At 29.6% G+C, this 26,071-nt stretch carries 23 protein-coding genes and 1 tRNA gene; 4 read left to right on the top strand and 20 right to left on the bottom strand.

Annotated elements, in window-relative coordinates:
- Positions 1-86 precede the first annotated feature (86 nt).
- The 19 genes from ACJDTP_RS20030 to purR form a co-directional block, all read right to left on the bottom strand.
- A tRNA-Leu gene (locus tag ACJDTP_RS20030) sits at positions 87-175 on the bottom strand.
- A gap of 275 nt (positions 176-450) precedes the next feature.
- Positions 451-861, bottom strand: a complete 411-nt coding sequence (locus ACJDTP_RS20025) for a S1 domain-containing RNA-binding protein (RefSeq protein ID WP_017209499.1) — start codon at positions 859-861, stop codon at positions 451-453.
- Between the two features lie 149 nt (positions 862-1,010).
- The gene (locus ACJDTP_RS20020; RefSeq protein WP_077837368.1) at positions 1,011-1,298 is read right to left on the bottom strand and encodes an FtsB family cell division protein; all 288 of its coding nucleotides are present in this window, start codon (positions 1,296-1,298) and stop codon (positions 1,011-1,013) included.
- 77 nt (positions 1,299-1,375) lie between these two features.
- Positions 1,376-1,768 (bottom strand): spore cortex biosynthesis protein YabQ, encoded by a 393-nt coding sequence (gene yabQ / locus ACJDTP_RS20015; RefSeq protein WP_017209500.1) that lies wholly within the window; start codon positions 1,766-1,768, stop codon positions 1,376-1,378.
- A 9-nt stretch (positions 1,769-1,777) separates the two neighbouring features.
- The gene (gene yabP / locus ACJDTP_RS20010; protein WP_011967457.1) at positions 1,778-2,071 is read right to left on the bottom strand and encodes a sporulation protein YabP; all 294 of its coding nucleotides are present in this window, start codon (positions 2,069-2,071) and stop codon (positions 1,778-1,780) included.
- 213 nt (positions 2,072-2,284) lie between these two features.
- Positions 2,285-2,545, bottom strand: coding sequence for an RNA-binding S4 domain-containing protein (locus ACJDTP_RS20005; RefSeq protein WP_077837367.1), 261 nt, complete (start codon positions 2,543-2,545; stop codon positions 2,285-2,287).
- A gap of 70 nt (positions 2,546-2,615) precedes the next feature.
- Positions 2,616-2,891, bottom strand: a complete 276-nt coding sequence (locus ACJDTP_RS20000; RefSeq protein WP_008422747.1) for an HU family DNA-binding protein — start codon at positions 2,889-2,891, stop codon at positions 2,616-2,618.
- A 220-nt stretch (positions 2,892-3,111) separates the two neighbouring features.
- Positions 3,112-4,563, bottom strand: a complete 1,452-nt coding sequence (gene yabN / locus ACJDTP_RS19995; protein WP_077841500.1) for a bifunctional methyltransferase/pyrophosphohydrolase YabN — start codon at positions 4,561-4,563, stop codon at positions 3,112-3,114.
- A gap of 17 nt (positions 4,564-4,580) precedes the next feature.
- Positions 4,581-6,116 carry a putative polysaccharide biosynthesis protein gene (locus tag ACJDTP_RS19990; protein WP_077841501.1) on the bottom strand — a complete coding sequence of 512 codons (1,536 nt, stop codon included), beginning with the start codon at positions 6,114-6,116 and terminating at the stop codon, positions 4,581-4,583.
- Between the two features lie 95 nt (positions 6,117-6,211).
- The gene (spoVT, locus tag ACJDTP_RS19985; protein WP_011967453.1) at positions 6,212-6,760 is read right to left on the bottom strand and encodes a stage V sporulation protein T; all 549 of its coding nucleotides are present in this window, start codon (positions 6,758-6,760) and stop codon (positions 6,212-6,214) included.
- Between the two features lie 255 nt (positions 6,761-7,015).
- Positions 7,016-8,050, bottom strand: coding sequence for a peptidylprolyl isomerase (locus ACJDTP_RS19980; protein WP_406762221.1), 1,035 nt, complete (start codon positions 8,048-8,050; stop codon positions 7,016-7,018).
- A 287-nt stretch (positions 8,051-8,337) separates the two neighbouring features.
- On the bottom strand, positions 8,338-11,838 hold the full coding sequence (gene mfd, locus ACJDTP_RS19975) for a transcription-repair coupling factor (protein ID WP_077841503.1): 3,501 nt from the start codon (positions 11,836-11,838) through the stop codon (positions 8,338-8,340).
- Positions 11,839-11,852: 14 nt separating this feature from the next.
- Positions 11,853-12,428 carry an aminoacyl-tRNA hydrolase gene (gene pth, locus ACJDTP_RS19970; protein WP_077841504.1) on the bottom strand — a complete coding sequence of 192 codons (576 nt, stop codon included), beginning with the start codon at positions 12,426-12,428 and terminating at the stop codon, positions 11,853-11,855.
- Between the two features lie 22 nt (positions 12,429-12,450).
- Positions 12,451-13,872 carry a sensor histidine kinase gene (locus ACJDTP_RS19965; RefSeq protein ID WP_077841505.1) on the bottom strand — a complete coding sequence of 474 codons (1,422 nt, stop codon included), beginning with the start codon at positions 13,870-13,872 and terminating at the stop codon, positions 12,451-12,453.
- Positions 13,873-14,559, bottom strand: coding sequence for a response regulator transcription factor (locus ACJDTP_RS19960; RefSeq protein ID WP_011967448.1), 687 nt, complete (start codon positions 14,557-14,559; stop codon positions 13,873-13,875). It abuts the gene before it with no gap.
- Between the two features lie 318 nt (positions 14,560-14,877).
- Positions 14,878-15,843, bottom strand: a complete 966-nt coding sequence (locus ACJDTP_RS19955) for a ribose-phosphate diphosphokinase (RefSeq protein ID WP_077837361.1) — start codon at positions 15,841-15,843, stop codon at positions 14,878-14,880.
- A gap of 47 nt (positions 15,844-15,890) precedes the next feature.
- Complete coding sequence (gene glmU, locus ACJDTP_RS19950; protein WP_077841920.1) at positions 15,891-17,258, bottom strand: bifunctional UDP-N-acetylglucosamine diphosphorylase/glucosamine-1-phosphate N-acetyltransferase GlmU; 1,368 nt, start codon at positions 17,256-17,258, stop codon at positions 15,891-15,893.
- A gap of 195 nt (positions 17,259-17,453) precedes the next feature.
- On the bottom strand, positions 17,454-17,729 hold the full coding sequence (spoVG, locus tag ACJDTP_RS19945; protein ID WP_011967445.1) for a septation regulator SpoVG: 276 nt from the start codon (positions 17,727-17,729) through the stop codon (positions 17,454-17,456).
- Positions 17,730-18,057: 328 nt separating this feature from the next.
- Positions 18,058-18,873 carry a pur operon repressor gene (gene purR / locus ACJDTP_RS19940; RefSeq protein WP_077837359.1) on the bottom strand — a complete coding sequence of 272 codons (816 nt, stop codon included), beginning with the start codon at positions 18,871-18,873 and terminating at the stop codon, positions 18,058-18,060.
- Between the two features lie 286 nt (positions 18,874-19,159).
- Here purR and murC point away from each other — a divergent pair, with 286 nt between their 5' ends.
- The 3 genes from murC to asnS all read left to right on the top strand — a co-directional run bounded on the left by murC (position 19,160) and on the right by asnS (position 23,001).
- Positions 19,160-20,539: a UDP-N-acetylmuramate--L-alanine ligase gene (gene murC, locus ACJDTP_RS19935; RefSeq protein WP_077841921.1), complete on the top strand. Its 1,380-nt coding sequence runs from the start codon at positions 19,160-19,162 to the stop codon at positions 20,537-20,539.
- A gap of 36 nt (positions 20,540-20,575) precedes the next feature.
- On the top strand, positions 20,576-21,274 hold the full coding sequence (locus ACJDTP_RS19930) for a metallophosphoesterase family protein (RefSeq protein ID WP_077837357.1): 699 nt from the start codon (positions 20,576-20,578) through the stop codon (positions 21,272-21,274).
- A 332-nt stretch (positions 21,275-21,606) separates the two neighbouring features.
- Complete coding sequence (asnS, locus tag ACJDTP_RS19925) at positions 21,607-23,001, top strand: asparagine--tRNA ligase (protein WP_077837356.1); 1,395 nt, start codon at positions 21,607-21,609, stop codon at positions 22,999-23,001.
- 502 nt (positions 23,002-23,503) lie between these two features.
- Here the strand turns inward: asnS and serC are convergent.
- Positions 23,504-24,586 carry a 3-phosphoserine/phosphohydroxythreonine transaminase gene (serC, locus tag ACJDTP_RS19920; protein ID WP_406762220.1) on the bottom strand — a complete coding sequence of 361 codons (1,083 nt, stop codon included), beginning with the start codon at positions 24,584-24,586 and terminating at the stop codon, positions 23,504-23,506.
- A gap of 381 nt (positions 24,587-24,967) precedes the next feature.
- Between serC and ACJDTP_RS19915 the strand changes: the two genes are divergently transcribed.
- A complete protein-coding gene (locus ACJDTP_RS19915) occupies positions 24,968-26,053 on the top strand; it encodes an HD-GYP domain-containing protein (RefSeq protein ID WP_406762219.1) in 1,086 nt (361 codons plus the stop codon).
- Positions 26,054-26,071: the final 18 nt, after the last annotated feature.

The raw sequence follows: 26,071 nt of genomic DNA, 5'->3' as shown, positions 1-26,071 counted from the left end.
GGCAGGACTTGAACCTACGACCTTCGGGTTATGAGCCCGACGAGCTACCAACTGCTCCACCCCGCGATATTATTTTTTCATATATATGGTGCCGAAGACCGGAATCGAACCGGTACGGTGTTTAACCACCGCAGGATTTTAAGTCCTGTGCGTCTGCCAGTTCCGCCACTTCGGCATATCTTATAAACTAATTTCCAACGACAAGGCTAATTATAATACATATTATTTTCAGTGTCAACAATATTTTTTTATTAATCTTAAATATTTAAATTTTTAATTGTAATAATCGGTAATTTACACGTTTTAATCACTATAAATACCCATTTATAATCTTAATAATGCAGAATAAACTGTAAACAAATATAAAAATTTCTCTACAAATCTATTCTACATTTGAAATTTATCAAGCAAATTTTATATTTATTTTCCTAATAAAGATTTTAAAAATTTTTAGTAGCCTTTTTTTCCACCTTTACTTTTAAATTCTTGATGTTTCTTTACATCTTGCATTCTTTCTTCGCTATCTTTTAGAAACTTAGACATAATATCTTCGAAATTTCCTGAATTAGTAGTTTTCTTCTTATCAGGTGCTTTCCAGTCAATCTCTGCTGGTTTAACCGATTTTCTTTGAACATTTGCTTGCTTTATTGAAAGACTAATCTTACCATTATCATCAATTGAGATAACTTTCACTTTCACTTTATCTTGCTCGCTAAGATGTTCTCTAATATCTTTTACGTAAGAATCTGCCACTTCTGAAATATGAACTAATCCAGTTTTGCCTTCAACTTCAATAAAAGCTCCAAAGTTTGTGATGTTTATCACTGTGCCCTCTACTATGTTTCCTGCCATTAAGGTCATGTTTAAAAGACTCCTCCTTAAATTTAAAAATATATAAATTTATAAGAACAAATCTGCTGTGCAGATGCTCTTTAATTTAGAATACAAATTTAATTATTCAGCTACTATAATATTACCAGAGTTTTATAAGTTTTTCTATAAATTGAAATTTAATTTTGATTTGTTATCTCACCATTAACAACTTTTTCACCAGGCTTAATCATCCCAAGTCTTTCCCTTGCTAATTTTTCAAGATAATCCGATGAATTTGAATTAATTTTATCAACTTCATCTTGAAGTCTTTCGTTTTTTTGATTAATTTCATTTAACTGAACTTGCTTACTGTCAATTTCCTTTTGAATTCTATTCATTGTTATACTTTGCCTAATATAACTAAAGGCAAAGAAAATAATAAATCCAGTAATTATTGTCCGCTTTAATATTAACTTCGTTTTCATCTATAAGAACCTCTATTTTGCAAATTCTCTTAAGTCTATTGTAAACACTATATTAGTATTATTCAAGTAATTTTTTATCATTTCCTTTTATCTGTAATTTTATATGCAATTATTTTTAATGGATACAATAAATTTTTCAATAAAATTCTAATCAACTTATAAGATAATTTTGCAATTAGCATCTCACTGTTATAAAAATACTTACTAATAAATTTGAAGTATAATATAATGGCCATAATTATGAAAATATATACATAGGGAGTTAAAAATGCGTAATTAGTATATAATAAAAAGGTAAACACAATCAAAGCAATAAGTACACAAAATAGCATATCTTCTATTATTGTTAATATTTTTATAGAGTTTAATCCTCTTATTCCTCTATATATATCAAACAATATTCCCGTTATAACACCTCCAATTAAGCTGCATACAACAAGGTTAATCTGCATATTCAATCCTAAAGGCATACTATATTCCTACTTAAACAATCTGCTTATTATACTTTCATTGCTTTTCTTAGATATCTTCCCATTATATACCATAGATGCAATGCTTCCAGCAATTATAACATCGCCATTTTGCACATCCAACTTGTTCATTTTTAACTCTTCTCCCTTAATAGTTAAATTCCCTAGATTAGTTGTTAAATCTATTTTTTGCTCATCAAAACTTATAACCTCTATAACACCACTTAAAGTTAATTTTTTTCTATTCTCTAGAGATAAACTTGATTTATTATCTTCTACTTTATTTTCCACTCTTTTCTCCATTAAAAATTCCTCCATTTATTTTTCTTATACAATATATGTTTATATTTTGTATTTTAGAATTTAGAACCTTTAATAAGTTAAGTATAGTAAAATTTATATCAAGTTATTTCTTAGAAGCCATTAAGTGTTATTATTTATGATAATTTTACTTAACATAAATCATTCTTGTTCAATACCCATATATAGATAAAGAGTAGATAAACTATACAGTTTCTACTCTTTATCTTCCTCACCCTCAAGGATAATATACATTTCTTTTGCTTCTTCCTTTCTCACATGTTCTGCTATACTAGCAATTTCTGCTTTTAATACTTTATTAGCAAAAGTTATTTCAATTATATCTCCTTCTTTTATTTTTGTAGAAGGCTTTGCTACTTTCCCGTTTATTAATATACGACCACTCTCACATATTTCTTTCGCTACAGTTCTTCTTTTTATAATACGCGATACCTTTAAATATTTATCTAGCCTCACAATTTCTCCTCCATTCAAAAGAACCCGAGAAAACTCGGGTTCATATTTACTCTGTCTAACTTGTATTTTATTACTTGTTAACTTTATCTTTGAATTCCTTACCTGCTTTAAATACTGGAACTGTTGTTGCAGGAATGTTTATAACTTCTTTAGTTCTAGGATTTCTTCCTTCTCTAGCTGCTCTTTCTCTAGTTTCAAAAGTTCCAAATCCAACTAATTGAACCTTTTCTCCTTTTTCTAGTGCTTCCTCAACACTTTCAATTAAAGCTTTTAATGCTAATTCTGCATCTTTTTTTGTTAATTTACTTTTTTCCGCCATACTAGTAATTAATTCTGCTTTATTCACAATAACATCCTCCTTAAAATCCAGTTACATATTTTCTAACTGTTTTCTTTATGTACTAAATTGCACTTCTTTATTATATAACCTCTTCAGCTACCCGTCTATAGAAAAACGCTTTCTTTTCCTATATATAACTAAATAATCCAATAAATCGTTACAAAGTAGTTCTTTATAAAATTATTATTCTTCATAAACTAGAAAATTCCTTTATTTAAATTACCTATCAACCTAAATTTTTCGAAATTTCCCATAGTTCATTCATTTCATCTAAAGTCATACTTGTTAATTCAATATTCTTATCTTTAGCTGCTCTTTCAATATACTGAAATCTTTTTATAAACTTGTCTATAGTACAATTTAATGCTATTTCCTCATCTACTTTCAGAAACCTTGCAATATTTACACATGAAAATATTAAATCTCCGACTTCTTCTTCTATTTTCTCCACATTTTCTGTATTATATACATCAATTACTTCTTTTAACTCTTCTTTTACCTTACTTACAGCAAAATCTATATTTTCAAAGTCAAATCCAACCTTACTTGCTTTTTCTTGGATCTTATGTGCTCTTAAAAGTGCAGGTAACCCTTTTGTTATACCTTTCATTTCGTCCACAACACTATTATATCCCTTTTCCTTTTTCTTCAACTCATCCCACTTTATTAGTACATCTTCCGAGGAATTCAATCCATCAGCATCTTTAAACACATGAGGATGCCTACTTATCATTTTATTACAAATTCCTTCTATAACATCTCCTATATCGAAATATCCATCCTCTTTTCCAATAGATGCATGAAAAACAACTTGAAGAAGTACATCTCCTAATTCTTCGATTAACGAATTATCATCTTCTTGATCTATCGCATCTATTACCTCATAGCTTTCTTCTATTAAAGCTTTCTTAAGAGACTTATGGGTTTGTTCTCTATCCCACGGACATCCATCTTCACCTCTCAAAACTTCTATTATATCTAAAAAATCATTAAAGTCTTTTTTATTTTTAAAATCCTTTGGTATATAAATAGATGTTAAATAATCTATGTCTTCCTGCATATCCAGTTCAAATAAAGGTATCTTTCTTATGCTTTCCTGTCCTTCTATTCCGGCTGCTCTTACATAATAAATCTCTGTTTCATCATTATAGCATTCTAGCAATCTTAATTTAACTTCTGATGCTATCAATTGATTGTATACCTGAGTAACAATTGTTCCTATTCTTTTGTCTAAAATTTGATTATTTATATCAAAAGAGTCTATAACCTTTAGCCCCTCTATAGGATCAATCTTAAGGCTTTCAATCATTGCATCGATAAAACTTACTGCTGGTATAACTTTATATTCTATTCCATTTTCTTTACATAGTTCTATTAAGTTAAATACTGATTTTTCTGCAACCAGTGGATGGCCTGGAACTGCATAAATTAAATCAGTCATATTCTTATGTTTATTAATTATGTCTTTTGCGATATTTAAGTATACTTCATCAAAATTATCTGTACTATCATAAATATTATCATAAGTATCAAATACGATATTTTTTTCCTTCAGGTAATCTACTGTTGGATGCTTTTCTGTTCTTAGAAATATATGTTTGCTTGCTTCGAGCTCATTTATTGTTCCTATTGTCAATGCATCCTTACTTCCTGGTCCTAATCCCACTATCTTAATCATTAGAATTTCTCTCCTTTTTACTTTCTTTTAAATCTATCTCTTATTTCTTCAACATTAAATACCTTAAATACAATTATCATTATAATATATACTATCATACCCAAAAATATAGATGTCAAGCAAGATATTCCATTACTAATTGTATTCTTATATAAAATATTATAACTTATTAATACAATTAACATCATAATACTCGATGCATAGCAAGGTTTTATTAATATTTCGTATAAGTTAAGTCTTACTCTTAGTGTAAATTTCATCATCATTATATTTAAAATACTTACTGTTAAATAAGCTCCAAAGCTCGCCAAAACAGCACCATATATGTTAAACATTTGCATAGGAACTAATACCCATGTTAATACAATTTTAATCAAACATCCAATCAAGAGGTTAATAACAGGTTTTATATAATGCCCTGTTCCTTGTAGTATTGCTGTTGTTGTTTGAGTAATTATTATAAAAGGAATTGTTAATGATAAATATTTTAATATCTCTATTCCTTCAAACCTACCAGGAAATATAAACTTCATTACTGGTTCAGCTAAAAAGAATAACCCAAAAGTACACGGAATAGCAATTACTGATGCCATTTTCATAGATGCATCTATTTTACTTTTTAGTTCCTTCTGTTTCTTAAGTATAAAATTCTCAGCTATGATAGGAATTAGAGATGTACAAATAGCCATAGAAAGAGTTAATGGAATATTTACAATTACAGACGCTTTCCCTGTTAATTGCGCATACAATACAGTTGATTGTACATTTGTAAATCCTGCATCTAATAGTTTTTGTGGTACTAAAATGGAATCTATTAAATTCATGATGCTTGATACTGTAGTACCTAATGATATTGGTATTGCAATCTTTAATATAGTATTTAATATTTCTGGATTACTTTTTATTCTTTTAATGGCATAACGTTTCTTTACTCTTTTATAATTCGAGTATAAATAAGCTCCTCCAAGAACAGCTCCTGCAGTTGCTCCAAATGCTGCACCGCCTGCTGAGTACTCTATGCCTCTAGGTAGTAAAAATACAGCAAGTCCAACACCGAATATGACTCTACCAATCTGCTCTATTATCTGTGATATAGCTGACGGAGTCATATTTTGCAGCCCTTGAAAGAATCCTCTAAATATAGTTACAAAGGATATTACAATTGGTGCAAATGATATTCCGATTAATGAGTAATACGCTTTTGAATCCCACTTCAAAAATGATACTATTGGTTTTGCAAAAAAGAATAATGCTAAAGTTGTGCCTGTCCCTATTATTGTCATTAAAATAGCAGATTCTTTCATTACTTCAAAGCTTCCATATATATCATTTGTTGCATTCTTTTCTGATATCATCTTAGAAATTGCAACTGGAACTCCAGAAGCCATAGCTATAAAAAACATATACAGCGGGTATGACATTTGATAATATCCAATTCCCTCATCTCCAATTAACATTATTAGTGGCCATCTAAAGAATAGACCTAAAAATCTTGTTAATATTCCTGCAACTCCAAGAATTATGCTCCCTCTTATTAGGGATTGTTTTTTCATAAAACACCTCCAAACTTACATGTTACTAATTAATTATTATTGTAAGTTTGGAGGTATTATTCCTTTTATTTTCATAATGTGGTTATTTATAAGTATTATTGCTCCATTTGTTTGCCTAAGAATGCTGCTGCTGTCTCAACTAGTTTTGTTTCAACTTCACCAAGCTCTCCATCTTCTTTTGAAAGAATAATTACAGCTCCTATTTCATCACCTTCAGCTATGATTGGTGATATAACTTGACTAGTATACTCTGTTTCATCGTCATCATTATGTAATGGTATTACTGCGTTATCAGCTTTATTTAATAATACAGTTTTTCTTCCGTCCATTATCTTTTCTAGCTCACTGCTTACTTTTCTTTCTATATAGTCTTTTTTTGGTGCTCCGCTTACTGAAACAAATGCATCTTTATCAGCTATTAGTACTACATGACCTATAACTTGTTGCAAGCTTTCACAATATTCTTTTGAAAAGTTAGTAAGTTCTTCAATTGGCGAATATTTTTTTAAAATTACTCCACCATCTCTATCAGTAAAAATTTCTAAAGGATCCCCTTCTCTTATTCTTAAAGTTCTCCTTATCTCCTTTGGTATTACTACTCTTCCTAAATCATCAATTCTTCTAACAATTCCTGTTGCCTTCATTGGTTATATAACCTCCTTTGAACTCTATTAATTGGTTGCACTATTATTATTTGAATTTCTAGAAATTTTATACACTTATAGACAAATTTTATATTAATTATTTTTTTGTTAATATAAATGCTGTTATTTCAATGTGATACATATAGTAGAAACAAAAATAGGACTACTTTGAATAATCAGAGATATTTCAAAGTAGTCCTAACTTTCATTATTAAATAGCTAAATTATTAATAGATACCTAACTATATTTTGGTATTATAATTTATCTTCATAAGTTTTTACTTTTAGGTCTGTTTTCCATTCTGTAATCTTAGCACTTAAAGCATCTTGTTGCTTTTGTTGTAATAATGATGATTTTATTTGATCCTTAACTTGTTCGAAAGGAGTTACTTGTGAGTCTTTTAATCCAGTAGCCTTAATTATATGATATCCAAACTGACTCTTTACTGGTGCTGAAACTTCCCCTTCTTTCAAATTCTTAAACCCATCCATAAATTCAGTAACTAATTGTGTTGAGTTGTATGCTACAAATCCTAAACTACCACCATTATCTTTTGTTGCTGCATCTGTTGAGTTATCCTTAGCTAATTTCGCAAAATCAGCTCCAGAATCTAATTTTGCTTTTATAGCGTTAGCTTTTGTTAATGATGCATCATAATCTATTGATCCATCACTAGCCTTTTCAGCTATTAGAATGTGTGATGCATTCGCTCCAGCTCCTTGTGTATATTTTGAATCCTTATTTTCATTATAATATGTTTGAACATCGTCATCAGTAACTTCTATATCTTTCACTATATCTTGTTGAACAGCCTGCATTATAACATTATTTTTTATAGCATCTTTTAGCTGATCTTCAGTCAATCCATTTTGCTCTAAAACACTTTCAAATTGTCCTTCTTCTGAATATTGAGATTTAATTTGAGCTATCTGATCATCAACTTGCTTATTTATATCATCATCAGACGGCTTAAGATTTAACTCAGTAGCCTTTTGTAATACTACTTTTTGAGTTACTAAGTTGTCTAATTCCTGTTTTTTTGCTTGTTGCAACTGATCTTTAACTTGAGCATTACTTTCATAATTATCTCCATACTGCTGTTTTAGTTGTGCAGTATACTTTTCCATTTCTTTATCTAAATCACCTTTTGTTATTTTTTCATTTCCAACTGTTGCAAGAACTGTTTTCTGTATCGCTTCTGGTGTTTTCTCAATCATTTTGCAACCCATAGCTGATACCGCAATTGTCACCATAGCTAAAGCTGCAACAAATTTTTTTAATTTTTTCAAAGTTTTCCCCTCGCTTATTCTAGATTTAAACCCACTAAAAATAACTTTCCACATAAATATATATAATTTAGACAAACTAAAATCACTTTTCAAATTCTACTTAAACAAAACTTGCTAGAATTATAAAACGAAATTTGAAAAGCAAAATTAATTTTTGTCGGATAACATTATTCTTTTAGGTTTCTTACTGTAAAAATTCATAACATTAGTATATCAATATTGCTTTTATAATTCAAATTTTTTACACTATTTTATTTCTTCTACTTTTCTTTTATATCATAGATTTGTTACAATATTATGTCATCAAAAACGTCCTTCAGAAACTCCAATTTATTTTCTTTCTTAATATATTTTAATTTAAATGCGAAATAAGGGTTTGAACCAAATTTTAATACTACACTACTTTTATATTTTTCCATCAATATTTTAAATATATTTTTATATTCACTTTCACCTTGTGCAAACTTGAACAATAATTCTTTTGGGGTTTCTTTTATCTCTTCAATGAATATAGATTTAGCTCTACTCTTTATATAAGCAATATCCATTAAATTATATACAGGTTCTGGTATCTTAGAGTATCTATCTTCTAGTTCTTCTTTGATATCACTATAATCGTCTAATCCCTCAATTGCAGCAATTTTCTTATAAACTTCAATTTTTTGAATTTCATCTTCTATATAATTTTCTGATATAAAGGCATCTACCTTTATATCTAAGGTTGTTTCTATAGGTTCTTTTTGAATTTCACCTTTAAGAAGTTTAACAGTATCTTCAAGCATTCTGCAATACAGATCATATCCTATAGAGGCCATATGTCCATGTTGAGAAGATCCCATCATATTACCTGCACCTCTAATTTCCAAATCTCTCATAGCTATTTTAAAACCAGAGCCCAATTCAGTGAAATCCTTTAATGCCTTAAGCCTTTTTTCAGCAACTTCTGTTAACACTTTATCCTTAGTATACAGCAAATACGCATATGCAATTCTATTTGATCTACCAACTCTACCTCTAAGCTGATATAACTGAGAAAGTCCCATCTTATCTGCATCATATATTATTATAGTATTTACATTTTGAATATCCATTCCAGTTTCTATTATAGTAGTGCAGACTAATACGTTATACTCTTCTGACATAAAGTCAAACATTTCCTTCTCAAGTTGTCTTTCTGCCATTTGACCATGAGCAATTCCAACCTTACTCTCTGGAACTAGCGCTTGAACATACTTAGCCATCCTTTCTATATCTTCCACTCTATTGTATACAAAGTAAACTTGGCCGCCTCTACCTATCTCCCTAAGAATTGCGTCTCTTATGAGCTGATCATTCTGCTCAACAACATATGTTTGAACAGGATACCTTTCTTCCGGCGGTGTTTCTATAACCGAAATATCTCTAACCCCGCTTAGTGACATATGAAGGGTTCTAGGAATTGGAGTTGCACTTAGAGTTAAAACATCAACATTTTTCTTAATCCCTTTAATTTTCTCTTTTTGTTTAACTCCAAATCTTTGCTCTTCGTCTACTATTAATAAACCTAGATCTTTAAATTGAATGTCTTTAGATACTAATCTATGGGTACCTATTAAAATATCTAAATTACCTTCCTTCACCTTTTGAAGTATTTCCTTCTGTTGTTTTGCTGTCCTAAACCTACTAACCATATCTATCTTTATTGGAAAATCTGAAAATCTATTTTTTATATTTTTATAATGTTGCTCTGCTAAAATAGTAGTTGGAACTAAAAGGGCAACTTGTTTTCCATCCATTACAGCTTTAAACGCGGCTCTTATGGCAACTTCTGTTTTGCCATACCCAACATCTCCACATAAAAGTCTATCCATAGGTTTATCAGATTCCATATCTGTCTTTATTTCTTCCAGTGAGGTTAATTGGTCTGGAGTTTCTTCAAACGGAAACTCATCTTCAAATTGTTTTTGCCATTCAGTGTCCTTAGAAAACTTATGTCCCTTTACAGTACTTCTCATTGCATAAAGCTTAACTAAATCTTCAGCTATTTCATTTATTGATTTTCTTGCCTTTGCCTTTGCTTTTTGCCATTCAGAGCTTCCAAGTTTATTGACTTTAGGTGACTTCCCTTCACTTCCAACATATTTTTGAATTAAATCTAGTTGATCTACTGGAACATATAATTTATCGCCTTTATCATAAACAATATCTAAATAATCTCTTTTATGGCCTCCAACATCTATTTGCTTAATTCCTTTGTATACTCCGATACCATGATTTGCATGTACTACGTAATCTCCTGGTTTTAATTCTGCAAAGCTCTTGATTTTAGAAATTCCCTTTTTCTTTGCTTTACTACTTTTTAATTTTCTCTTTGCCGCACCAAATACTTCTTTATCTGATATTATACATACTTTATATTGGGGATATTCAAATCCTCTCAACTGATTACCAAAAGTTATTGCAACTTCACCATACTCAATTTTATCAACTGTATCCTTATAGACACTTTCTATTCCTCTATCTCTTAATGTTCCAACTAAACGTTCCCCTCTAGCTCGAGTTCCTGATAAAATTAGTGTCTTATAGCCTAAATTCTTTTTCCCTAATATTTCGTCAATTAATAAATCTAGCTGACCTTGATAGTTATTTAATGTTGTTTGAGCTACATTTATTATTGATAGTGGCTTTAGCCAGCCAGAAACTTTTGTCAATGCTTCGATAAAAGCAATTTTTTCATCTTCAAATGATTCTAATACTTCTTCTTTATTAATTAATAAATTTCCTTGCCCGGGAAATATATCTCCTCTTTGAGAAAAAGCTGTGAAGTTTTCTTCAAACTCTAAATAAGTTGATTCTAATTTCCCCTTACATCTTTGAACATTATCTACTATAAAGAAATAATTATTAAAATAATCGAAAAGACTTTCTGTCTCCTTTGTAAAGTAAGGAAGATAACTATCTATTGTTTCAAAAGATGAAGTCTCTTCTAATAGCTCTAAGTTTTTATTTAATATTTTTCTTAGTTTTTCTACTCTTTCGCTGTCTTTATCATTTTCAGCAATTTTATTAAACTCTTCTTTAAGCTTATTTCTTCCAACCTCTAACATCTCTTCTGAAACTATTACTTCTTTTGCAGGAAAAATATCTATCTTTTTAACTTTCTCAATACTTCGTTGAGATTCTGTATTAAAAGTTCTTATGGATTCTATTTCATCGCCAAAAAGTTCAACTCTATATGGATAAGTTGAACCTGTTGGAAATACGTCTAATATACCTCCTCTAAGTGAAAATTGTCCTTTACCCTCAACCATTTCCACTCTTTCATAACCTGATTGAATTAATTTATTTGATATATCGGCAAGATTAACTTCATCGCCTTCTTTAAATTTCATGCTATATTCTAAAAATAAATTACGAGGAGTATATTTTGCCGCAAAAGCTTCTATTGATGTCACTATTATTTTTTTCTTATTATTTAATATTTCATTTATTACTTTTAATCTTGCCCATCTCAAATCTCCAGAAATAGCATCAATATTATAGAAAACCATTTCCTTTACTGGAAAATAATATACCTCATTAGTATAAAATATTAAATCTTCATAAAGATTTTTTGCTTCCATATCGCTTTGAGTTACAACCACAATTGATCTGTTAGTATTTTCAAATATTCCACTTATAATGTATCCTCGACCTGATTCAGATGCACCATATATACCAATAGGGTATCTTTTACTTTCAATACCTTGTATTATGTTTTGAAATTCTAAACTACTTTCCAAGGGCTCCAATAACCCTTTTAATCTCATCCCATGCACCTTCTTTAAACTGTTGTACTCGCCTTGAATCCATTGAACTGATTCATAGCTGTCTTAACATCACTTTTAATTATTTCCGCTGCCGCCTTTGTGGACGCTTCTACACTTTCACTTAGAATCGCAGTTTCTTCTTTCGTAAATTTACCTAATACATGTTTTACTAAATCTCCATTAGGTTGTCCTACCCCTACTTTTATCCTTGAGAAAATTTCACTATTTAAATGCGCTATGATGCTCTTTATTCCATTATGCCCTCCAGCACTTCCTTTTTCTCTTATTCTTAATTTGCCAACTTCTAGACTGATATCATCATATATAACTAATATCTCATCATTGCTAAGGTTATAAAAATCAACTACTTCTCTTACACTTTCACCACTTAAGTTCATATAAGTAGTTGGCTTTAAAAGCATAACCTTTTTTCCATTTATAAAACCTTCTCCATACATACCTTTAAATTTTTGCCTGTTTATTTCAATATTATACTCTTTTGCGATATTATCAATAACTTTAAAACCAATATTATGCCTTGTATTCTCATACTCATTTCCTGGGTTTCCAAGACCTACTATTAAAAACATACTTGTTTCCTCCTTAGCGCTCTTATCTAATCTTATTATTCTTATATTTTGTAAGTGAAAATGTAAATGTGACTCCTATATTAGGATGATTCTTGACCCATACTTCCTCACCTTGTTGCATAATTATCATTCTTACTATTGGCAATCCGAGTCCAGTGCTAACTTTGTTTGTTCTAGACTTATCTGATTTATAAAATCTATTCCATATATGCCTTATTTCTTCATCTGCAATTTTAGGTCCATTATTATATATCTCAACAAATACTTTAGAACCCTTGGAATATGTACTAATTCTTATAATTCCATTGTTTCCGCAGTATTTTATTGCATTATCTAATAAATTAGTCATGACTTGCATTGTCTTATCTTCATCCGCTTTTACATAACAATTCTGATCTTTCAAATCTACTTTTAACATTATTTGCTTTTCTCTTATCTTTTGTTCATTATTTATAACACATAATCTAATTAACTCATTTATATCGTTCTTTTTCATATTGAATTTTAATTTACCTGATTCAATAGCTGATAAATCCAGTAAATCATTAATTAATCTTGTAAGTCTTTTTATCTCACTATATACTATGTCTAGATAATATCCTTCTTTATCCCTTGGAATCACTCCATCTATTATTCCGGCAATAAATCCCTTTATAGAAGTTATTGGTGATCTCAACTCATGGGAAACATTTGATATAAAATCTCTTCTATTATTCTCAACCTTTTCCAAAGACTCCGCCATTATATTAAATGAACTTGCCAGCTCACCAATCTCATCACACGATTCTATATGAACTCTTTTATTAACTTCTCCATTAGCAAACCTTTTGGCCGCCTTGTTTATTTCAGCTAAAGGATTAATCAATATTTTCTTTGAAACTAATGATAAAACTACAGATGCAAATACCATTGCTCCTAATGCCGATATCCATACAATAAGATATATTCTATGCAACTGTTTACCTATTGTTGATAAAGGAGCTGTCATGACAATATATCCTTGAAATTCATCATCTTTTAATATTGGATATATATAGGTGTAACGGTCTCCAATATACTCTACTGGCTTTCCATTAAGTAAAGAATCTTTACTATTCTCTAGATTCTCTGGTTTATTGTCTATCTCCTTAGTACTTGACGCTTTAGAATATATATATATATTATCGAACTTATCAGAAACAGTAATATCAGCATTTGCTCCAACACTTGACATATCCACTATAGCCTGTAATTTATCATATTCCAATGAATTTTTGTCAGAATTGTATGCTTTTATAGATTCGGATATATACTCTCCATCTTTCTGAAACTGCATCTTCTTTTCAGTAAAATATGTTATTCTAAACCATATAGATAATAGCCAAGCTAATGAAACTAAAACAATAGTCAAAATAACTATAAATGTTATTATAAGTTTTTGAAGTAAGCTTCCACTCTTTTTCATTTAATTTACCTCAAATTTATAACCAACACCCCATACTGTTTGGATTTCCCACTGTTCTCCACTACTTAATTTTTCCCTTAATCTTTTTATATGAACATCTACAGTTCTAGAATCTCCCGGATAATCATATCCCCACACTTCACAAAGTAATTGTTCTCTCGTAAAGACTTTGTTTTTATTATTAGCCAAGTAATATAATAATTCAAATTCCTTTGGTGGCATTTTTATTTCTTCTTCATTATATATAACCTTATAGGAAGTTGAATCTATTGATAAATCACTTAATTTTATTACTTCATTTTTAATATTCTCTGAAGAATATCTCCTTAATACAGCTTTTACTCTCGCTAATAATTCTTTAGGTTCAAAAGGTTTCACTATATAATCATCTGCACCAATTTCCAGTGCTAAAACCTTATCAAAGGTGTCCCCCTTTGCTGTAATCATTATAACTGGAGTTTCCTTCTGTTTTCGTATCCATTTTAGAATATCAATTCCATCTATATACGGTATCATAACATCAAGCAAGACAATATCTGGATTATATTCTAAATAAAATTCTTGAGCCTCTTTACCATTCAAGGCTATTTTTGTATTATATCCAGAGCTTTTTAAATACATGTCTATCACTTCACTAATGTTTTCATCATCATCCACAATCAGAACCTTGGTTGTAACTCCATCCACTCTTCTTTCCTCCTTAATTTATTACTATTACATAAGCATTCATATCCTAATATAACATAAATATACTATTTATTATAGAAAACAAAATCATCCTTTAATTATAATAAATATTCTAAAAATATATAAGTATAATAATTATTTAATAGACCCTATTTTAATTAAATCATAAAACTTTTCTCGTTTACAATCTTAATATTGACGTAATGAAATAAATTTATTTAACTATAAAAAATAGAATATATATTTACCCTAATTACTTAGAGTAAATATACATTCCTTTTAATATCTTATTCACTTAACAAATCTTTAAATTATTATCTATTGTTGACATTCAAATAACTTACTTATTGGCTGATCATCATAAATTCTCTTTATTGCTTCTGCAAATAAAGGAGCTACTGATATAGATCTAATTTTACTATTATCGTTACCTTCTTTTAACGGAATCGTATTTAATAGTACTAATTCTTCAATTGCTGAAGCATTTATTCTGTCCATTGCAGGACCAGACAATACTCCATGTGTACAGCAAGCATAAACATTCTTAGCCCCTAAATCCTTAAGCGCATTTGCTGCATTTGCAATAGTTCCTGCTGTATCTATCATATCATCAATTAATATACATCTTTTTCCTTCGATATCACCAATAATATTCATTATTTCTGAAACATTTGCCTTTGGCCTTCTCTTATCTATGATTGCTATTGGAGCATGTAAATTATCCGCAAATTTTCTTGCCCTAGTTACACTTCCTAAATCTGGCGAAACTACAACAACATCATCTTGATCTACTAATCCTTTTGATATATAATGCTCAGCAAGTATTGGTGCTCCAAGTAAATGATCTACTGGAATATTAAAGTATCCTTGAATCTGAGATGCATGTAAATCCATAGTTAAAACCCTATTTGCTCCCGCTGCAGTTAATAAATCTGCAACCAGTTTTGCAGTTATAGGATCCCTTGACTTAACCTTCCTATCCTGTCTAGCATATCCATAGTATGGAATAACCGCTGTAATTCTACCTGCTGATGCTCTTTTAAATGCATCAATCATAATTAGCAATTCCATTAGATTGTTATTAACAGGTGAAGATGTAGATTGAACTATGAACACATCATTCCCTCTAACAGTTTCATTAATATCAACAGATATTTCACCATCGCTAAAAGTTGAAACTTTAGACTTTCCTACTGGAACTCCTAAAATATCTGCTATATCTTGAGCTAACTGTGAGTGCGAATTTCCAGTAAATACTTTTATATTTCTTCCATGAGTTATCATAATTGAGAAGACCTCCTTAAAATTTTGGCTGATTTATTATTAAAAAATTATTTTTTTAATCCCTTTTTATCTACCCATCCACTGATATTTCTTTGCTTAGCTCTTGCAACTGCAAGATCACCCTCTTTTACTTCAGATGTAATGGTCGATCCCGCCGCAATATAAGTATTATCATGAATTGTGACAGGTGATACCAAATTGGTATTACAGCCTATAAAGCTATGATCTCCTATAATAGTCTTATGTTTATTCTTACCATCATAATTTACAACTACTGTACCACATCCGAAATTACATTCCGATCCCACTTCTGCATCTCCTATGTAAGTTAAGTGAGAAACTTTAGTTCCATCTCCAATAGTAGATTTCTTTATCTCTACAAAATCTCCTATTCTCGCATGCTTACCAATTGTGGTTTCTGGTCTTATATACGCAAATGGACCAACAGTAGTATTATCACCAATATTACTATTTAATATAACTGAAGCTTGAACATCTACCTCATTACCAATATTACTATCAACAATTCTTGAATTTTGATAAATTAAGCAGTTATTACCTATCTTTGTATTTCCCTCTAAAATATTATTAGGATATATTATTGTATCTTTACCTATTTCAACATCAATCCCTATATATGTTGTTCTAGGATCAATTAGAGTAACTCCATTTTCCATATGCATAAGATTTATTCTATTCTTAAGTATTTCTTCTGCTTCTGCTAACTGAACTCTTGAATTTACTCCGATAGTTTCCTCATATTCAGTTACGACTGCACCTATTTTTTTACCTTGAGATTTTAATATTCCTATAGCATCTGTAAGATAATATTCACCTTGTCCATTATTATTTGTTATCTTATTTAATGCATCTACAAGTAGCTCAATATCAAAACAATATATTCCTGAATTCATCTCGTTTATCTTAAGCTCTTCTTCATTGCAATCTTTATGCTCTACAATTTTTGATACGCCATCATTCGTTCTTACGATTCTTCCATAACCTGTAGGATCATTAACTATTGCTGTTAATATAGTTGCTGAATTTTTTGCTTCTATATGTTCATTAAATAACCTTTCGATTGTTGATTGCTTTATTAAAGGAGTATCACCAGTAAAAATTGCGACTACTCCTTTCTTATTCTTTAAGAACTCTTCAGCGCACTTAACAGCATGGCCAGTTCCTAATTGCTCAGCTTGCATTGAATAACTAACATTTCTATCTAATGTTCTCTCTTTAACAAGCTCAGCACCTTTCCCTATAATTACATCTATATCATCAATTCCTGATTTTCTTATCGAATCTATAACATGTTTTAGCATTTCTTTACCACATACTTTATGCAATACTTTAGGTAAATCAGATTTTATTCTTTTACCTTGACCCGCTGCTAAAACCAGTGCACATTTATACATTATATACCACACCTCATTTATAAATTTATATTAACACGATTATTTACTTGCAATAATCGGTTAAATATTCATATCAATTTAATTATATTGGAAAGCTACTCTTATTTCAACCCATTAGTACATTTAATATTTGGCTATAGAAATACTTTATGACAAAACAAAAGGAAGTCATTAAAACTTCCTTTTGTTAAAAACCTAGCCTTCTACAACTTCTTCTGAAACTGCTTTTTCATAAGCTTCTAAAATTGCAGTTTGTATTTTTTCTCTTGCTTCTGTATTTATTGGGTGAGCTATATCCTTAAATTCTCCATCTGGTGTTTTTCTACTAGGCATAGCAATAAATAAACCCATTTGTCCTTCTATAACTTTGATATCATGAACTACAAATTCATTATCAAATGTGACAGAAACTATTCCTTTCATTTTACCTTCTGATGCAATTTTTCTAATTCTAACATCTGTTATTTGCATTTTACTCCACCCCTCCCAGTTGCCTTAAAAATATTTAATATTATATAATTTCTCCACAAATTTCTAAATTCCTTTTTTATATTTGATAAATCCTTATAAAATTTATTTTTTTGTGTAATCTTATACAAATACTAAATTTCTGAGATTGTCCTATTTAAATTTCAGAACAATTTCTATTCACGACAACTTGAAGTAACAATAAATATTCGCAATGAAATTCATGTTTTTTGTTGGTACTAGCTACAAATTTAATATTTATTTATATGTATACTAAATTAAAAGCATTTGGAATTACGCATCATCTTTAGAGTAAAATTTTCTGTTAATTTTAAGAAAATGTTTTTGAAGGTTGTATTCCTATAATTGCTGATTTATCAACAGCTTTTAACTCTACAATGGAAACATATTCGTCTACTAATTTTTTTTCAATTTGTTTATTATCGACTAATACACCTATTCCTACTAGCTCGCTATCAAACTCTTTCAATAAGTCCTTAATACCTATTGCAGTTCCTCCACCCTTCATGAAATCATCGATAAATATACATCTACTTGATGGTTTCATGGACTTTTTTGATAGTGACATTTGTTGCAACCTTCCATTGCTTCCCGACACATAATTTATAGTAACTGTTGGCCCTTCCGTTACTTGACTATCTCTTCTAGCAATAACTAATTGTACTCCTAAATTTCTAGCAACCTCATAAGCTAAAGGAATACCTTTAGTTTCTACTGTTATTACATAATCAATCTCTTTTCCTTGAAAACATGATGAAAGCATAACTCCTGCTTTATTTATTATCTTAGGATCATACATTAGATCCGTCATATATATTATATTTCCTGGTATAACTCTTCCATCATCACTTAATTGCTGACATAGTTCTAATGCAAAAGCTTTCTTCTCTTCTTCGCCACTTTGAGGAATATATTTTATCCCCCCTGCTACTCCTGCAATTGTTTCAACTTTACCCATTTCAAGTCTTTCTAGAATTTCTCTAACAACGACAATATCTTCACTTATAGTAGATTTAGCCGCATTTAGTAATTCTGAAAATTTATTTAATCCCAATATTTTATTTGGGTTTTCTAATAATATTTTTGTTATGGCAACTACCCTATTATTTCTTGTAAACTTCTCCATAAAATCACCCACACGAATTTTTTTATATTAAATCGCTTTAATATTCATATTTTATGCTAATTTCAAGTTAATATCAATATTTTTAGTTATAAAGTTAATTTATATTTATAACTTGTTCACAAACTCGCTAAATATGCATAAAATATTGTGTATTTATTTTTTACTATGGTTGATTTTTTGAAAAATGTATATAATTATAGTTAAAGTATAAAACTAAAAATTCTATACTCAAATTTTGGAACTTATAATAACATTTAGTTTTATTAATTAAAAAGGAGTTGATCATTTGTCTTTCAATTTTATAAAAGATAAAGATAAAAAAATTCATTTCATTGGCATTGGTGGAATTAGTATGAGCGGACTTGCTGCTGTTTTATTAAATAGTGGTTATAGTGTATCTGGCTCTGACTTTAAGGATTCTGCAATCATTGATAAATTAAGATCTTCAGGTGCTGAAATTTACATAGGTCATAGAAGAGAGAATATTAACAATGTAGATTTAGTAGTCTATACCGCTGCAATCCCATCTGATAATCCTGAACTTTTAGAAGCCAAGGAAAAAAATATTGCATTAATGGACAGAGCTGAATTTTTAGGGCAAATTATGAAGGGCCACAAATACAGTGTTGCAATATCTGGAACCCATGGAAAGACTACATGTACATCCATGCTTTCTCATATAACACTTGCTGATAATTTAGATCCAACTATCTTAGTTGGTGGTGAATTAGATGCAATTGGAGGAAATTTCAGGATTGGTAATAGTGAATATTTCTTAACTGAAGCTTGTGAATATAAACGTTCATTTTTAAAATTCCCACCTTATGTTGGAATAATTCTAAATATTGATTCTGATCATCTTGATTACTATAAAGATATAGATGAAATTGCTGATACATTTTTACAATTCTCAAGACTTATCCCAGAAGATGGTTATCTTGTTGGATATGCTGACGATCAAAGGGTAAATGAAATTCTGTCTAAGACAAATTGCAATACTCTAAGTTATGGATTTAGTGACAATGCTAATTTAACTGCTAAAAATATTCATTTCAATACAAATGGATGTGCCACTTTTGATGTGTATAAGGACGGTAAAAACTTATTCAATATTACTTTAAATGTGCCAGGTAAGCATAATATATTGAATGCCCTTGCTTCAATTTGTGTTTCTCTTATATTTAATATTTCTAATGACTGTATTATTGAAGGATTATCAAACTGCAAAGGAGCGCATAAAAGATTCGAATATAAGGGAGAATTAAATGGTGTAACTGTTATAGATGACTACGCTCATCACCCTACAGAGATTAAAGCCACATTAAGTACTGCTAAACAAATGAATCATAATAAGACTTATTGTATTTTTCAACCTCACACATATACTAGAACAAAGGCCCTATTTGATGAATTTACAGAATGTTTCAATGATGCAGATGAACTTATACTAATGGACATCTATGCAGCTAGAGAGAAAAATACTGGACTAGTATCTTCTGACGAACTTGGTGATGCATTAAGAAATAAAGGATTGAAATGTACCAATGTTCACTCACATGATGAAGCACTTAATTACGTAAAATCAAAACTAGTTTCTGGTGACTTGCTATTAACAGTAGGTGCTGGTGATGTAGTTATTGTTGGGGAAAAATACTTAAAAGCCTAAATACTTAATTTGCTAAATAACTTAGGAGGAATGCTCATGAAAATAGCAATAATTTCAGATATTCATGCTAATGTCTATGCTCTTATTAATCTTTTAGAAGATATTGATATTGAGAAAGTTGATACAATTATTTGCCTAGGAGATTTGGTTGGTTATGGTCCTCACCCTAACGAAGTAATTTCCATGATCAGAAGACGTCATATTCTTTGCATAAGAGGAAATTATGATAGTTCTGTAGTTAATAATGAATATTCATATATAAGAGAGACTCCTATTAATGCTTTTTCTCTTCCTTGGACCGTTAAAGAATTAAGAGAAGAAAACAGACTATTTCTTGCTAATTTACCTTCAACTTTAACTTTGAATATTGCTAATAAAAGTCTCTTATTTGTTCATGGAAGTCCAGATAAAATAGATGAATATCTATTAAAGGATGGAGATAATACTTCAGAAGTTATGAACTCTATTTCTAACGATGTATTAATTTGTGCACATACGCATATACCTGGAATGAAGGACTTTAAAAATAAGGTATATATAAACTCTGGTAGTGTTGGAAAGCCTAAGATTGGTAGACCAAATAGCACTTATTGTATTCTAAATATCAGTAAGGAAGATGGAATGAAAGTTCAGATAAAAGAAATTCCCTACGCCTATAAAAGAATAGTTAAAGATATGACAATGTTAAACTTTCCAAAAGAATTGATTCAGAGTTTTGAAAATGGCTTGGAATAGACAAGCATGTTAAATAAATACTCTTAATATAAAAAAAGCTTTATTTTTTATAATTTTACTATAAAAAATAAAGCTTTTTTATTATAAATTACATATATCTATAATTTATATATTTATTTCACGTATTATTTATACTCAGGCGATCTAAAGCACTGATTTATTATATGTTTAGGGACAGGTCCTAAGTTGCATTCACCAAAAAAGTATTGTAAAATCTATTTATTATCAAGGGTAATAGGTTACATAAATGATATTTTAAAATAGTGAAAAATTTTTTTCATTAATAATATGTTTTGATCACAAGATTAATTATAAAATGGAGGTCATGCAATATGGCAAAATCAATTTTAATTAGAAGTCTTTACAGAAATACTGATGATTTCTTATCAAAGGAAATAACAATATCAGGTTGGATAAGAACTTTAAGATCATCTAACGCTTTTGGATTTATAGAAGTTAATGATGGTTCTTTCTTTAAAAATATTCAAGTAGTTTTTGACGATAAGTTAAATAACTTCAAAGAAATATCTAAATTACCTATAAGTTCTTCAATTTCAGTTATCGGCACCTTAGTTGCTACTCCTGAAGCAAAACAACCTTTTGAAATTCAGGCTAAGAATATTATTATCGAAGGTATGTCAAACTCTGATTATCCACTTCAAAAAAAGAGACACACCTTTGAATACTTAAGAACAATAGCTCATTTAAGACCTAGAAGTAATGCATTTGCTGCAACTTTTAGAGTTCGCTCTGTTGCTGCTTACGCGATACATAAGTTCTTTCAAGATCAAAATTTCGTGTATACTCATACACCAATAATAACTGGCAGCGATTGTGAAGGTGCTGGAGAAATGTTTAGGGTAACAACACTTGATCCTAAAACTCCTGAATTAAGCAAAGATGGAAGTGTAGATTTCAGCAAGGATTTCTTTGGCAAAGAGACTAATCTTACTGTATCTGGTCAGTTAAATGCTGAATGCTTTGCTTTAGCGTTTAGAAATATCTATACATTTGGACCAACATTCAGAGCTGAAAATTCAAATACTACAAGACATGCTGCTGAATTTTGGATGATTGAACCTGAAATTGCATTTGCAGATTTACAAGATGATATGGAACTTGCTGAAAATATGCTTAAGTATGTTATTAAATATGTTATGGATGAATGTCCTGAAGAATTAGAATTCTTTAATCAATTTGTTGATAAAGGTTTATTAGAAAGATTAAATCACGTAGTTTCATCAGATTTTGCTAAAGTTACGTATACAGAAGCTGTTGAAATACTACAAAAGTGTGGAAAGAAATTTGATTACGATGTATCATGGGGTATTGATTTACAAACAGAACACGAAAGATATCTTACTGAAGAACACTTTAAAAAGCCACTATTTGTAACAGACTATCCTAAAGACATTAAAGCTTTCTATATGAGATTAAATGAAGATGGAAAAACAGTAGCAGCTACTGATCTTTTGGTACCAGGAATCGGAGAAATTATAGGTGGTAGCCAAAGAGAAGAAAGACTAGATGTTCTAAAAGATAGAATGACTGAATTAAACCTATCCGAAGATGATTACTGGTGGTATTTAGAATTAAGAAAATATGGAGAAACTAAACACGCTGGTTTTGGTTTAGGCTTCGAAAGATTAATTATGTATATAACAGGAATGACTAACATTAGAGACGTAGTTCCATTCCCTAGAACTCCTGGAACAAGCGAGTTCTAATTAATTAACTGTTAATTTTATATTATTAATAAAGAGGGGTATATCGATTAATTCGATAGCTCCTTTTTTGATATTATATCATGATTAATTTAATATATATATTGCAATAGTAACTTTGCCTTTAAAATTCTATCAAGTTAGTTAGCAAATTAGGATTTATGAACTAATCCAAACCATATTTATATTAAATTTTTCTACCTTGTATTCTGTTTGAATATCTTTATATGGCTATTACACCTCTATAGATTTATCTGCAATTTATTTCATCTGTAATCTACACCTGAATATTCTTATATATGTCTTTTATATGGCAATTAATCTAATATTAGCTTATAAAAATATTACATGTACTAATAACATTTAAAATTGTATATATTGTATTGATTATCTATACATAATACATATTATAAATTCAGATATTAGTATAATTTTATTTATAAAATTAATTAAGGAGATAACCAAAACCTGATTATCTCCTTAAATTTAATTTATTTTTATTCTATTACTTATTATCTTCTTCGAACTTTCTCATGAATTCTACTAAATCTTTAACACCTTCAATTGGCATAGCATTATATATACTTGCTCTCATCCCACCAACTGTTCTATGTCCTTTTAGGTTTTCAAATCCTGCTGCTTTAGCTTCTTTTACAAATTTAGCATCTAGTTCATCTGAACCTGTTACAAATGGTACATTCATTAAAGAACGATCTTTCTTTACAACAGTTCCTTTAAACATACTGCTTGAATCAAGAAAATCATATAGAATAGAAGCTTTTTCTTCATTAATTTTCTTCATAGCTTCTAGTCCACCCTTGTTTTTAACCCATTTAAATACTTTTCCGCATATATATATTCCATATGCTGGTGGTGTGTTATATAGTGATTTATTGTCTGCATGAACCTTATATCTTAGCATTGTTGGAGTCCCTGGTAATACATCTTCTGTGATTAAATCTTCACGAATTATTACTACAACAACACCAGCTGGTCCTGCATTTTTTTGTACTCCTGCAAATATTAGTCCATATTTTGATACATCTACTGGCTCTGATAAGAAATCCGATGACATATCTGCTACTAATATCTTATCCCCAACGTTTGGTAATTCTTTATACGTAGTTCCATAGATTGTATTGTTATGACATATGTAAACATAGTCTGCATCATCTGAAACTTTTAAATCCTTTAAATCTGGTATATATGAAAAAGTTTTATCTTCTGAAGACGCTAATATATTAACCTTTCCAAATATTTTTGCTTCTGACGCTGCTTTTTTTGCCCATTGCCCTGTAATAATATGATCTACAACTCTATTTTTCATTAGATTCATTGGAATCATTGCAAATTGTTGTGATGCCCCACCTTGAAGGAATAATACCTTATAGTTATCCGGAATATTCATTAATTCTCTTAATGTCTTTTCAGCATCTGTGATGATTTCTTCGAACGCTTTAGAACGATGACTCATCTCCATAACTGACATGCCTGTCCCCTTGTAGTCTAGCATTTCCCCCGCTGCTTCTTTTAGGACTGACTCTGGTAATACAGCTGGTCCTGCTGAAAAATTATAAACTCTTGACATTGAAAAAGCCCCCTTTGATATTTTTATTTGTAATCTATAATATTATAACACAATTTAAATATCAAGTAACAAAATTATCATTTATTAATATAAAAAGTTAATGGACTTATATATACTCAAATCTGCTAAAATACTTAACTTATTATCAATTATGAGTTTAGTATCCTATATTAAATATGTTGTATAAGAATCTAACTATCAGACCTGTTTTCTAACTAGTGGTTAGTTCTATTTTTTAAATATGTTAAACAAAATAATATATTTTTTCATCATAATACTATAAATACGCCAATTTTACTGATATACTACTATTATGTTTAACATTTAACTAAGAATTATGTTGTAAATTGTACTATAACCAACATTTGAGGAGAAGATAATATGAGATTAATTCCAATTGAATGTGTAAAACCGAATACAGTTATTGGTAAGACATTATATGATTCTGATGGTAGAGTATTAGTAAGGGCTGGTATGGTCCTTAGTGAAAGAATTATTTTTAAGATAAAGGATTTAAATATTTTATCAATATATATAATTGATGAATTTAGTTCTGATGAAATTGAAGATATTATTAAACCTGAATTAAGACAAAAAGCAATTCTAACAATAAAAGAAGCTTTTTCAAATATAAATAGACTTACTGTTGCTGATAAGTTTTCAAAAAAGGAATCAGTATATTTCAATAATATTGAGTCTATGGCTGAAGATTTAATTGAAAATGTTCTAAATAATAAAAGTGTCTTACTTTCACTAATAGACATAAGAAGCATGGATAATTATATCTACTCTCATTCTGTGAATGTTGCTGTAATATCGCTAGTCCTTGGAATTGCACTGAAGCTTCCAAAAAGACAACTTCAATATCTTTGTATTGGAGCTTTGCTTCATGATGTTGGGAAAACATTTATTCCAAAAGAAATTCTTATGAAAGAAGAAGAACTAACGGATAAAGAAGTTACGATATTAGACCAACATCCAATACTCGGATATAAATATTTATCAGACTCTTATAATCTGAGCGCTAATAGCAAAATAATAACACTACAGCATCATGAAAGACCTGATGGATTAGGTTATCCTAATAAGCTAGCTAATGATGAGATAAATACCTTAAGTAAAATTGTAAGCATTGCTAACGCATATGACTCTTTATCAACCGGTAGACCTAATAAAAGAGCAATGTTTCCAAGTGATGTTCTTGAATATTTAATGTCTAATGCAGGCAAAAAATTTGACTATGAAATTGTTAATATATTCTGCAAAATTGTAATTCCTTTCTCAAAAGGAACTTTAGTTGATCTAAGTAATGGTGACATAGCTGTTGTACAAGAAACTATACCTAACTTCCCACTAAGACCTATTGTAAAAATTCTTAAAAGTTCTAGACCAGATAGGGTTAATACTGAAATTAATTTAATAAGCGAAACCTCTGTAGTTATATCAAATATAAGATATGAATTATAAAATAATGAATATTAAAAC

This window comes from Candidatus Clostridium helianthi (assembly GCF_045310795.1).
Lineage (GTDB): Bacteria > Bacillota > Clostridia > Clostridiales > Clostridiaceae > Clostridium > Clostridium helianthi.
The sequence above is the reverse complement of the archived record's forward strand: the minus strand, read 5'-3'. Positions and strand labels throughout refer to the sequence as shown.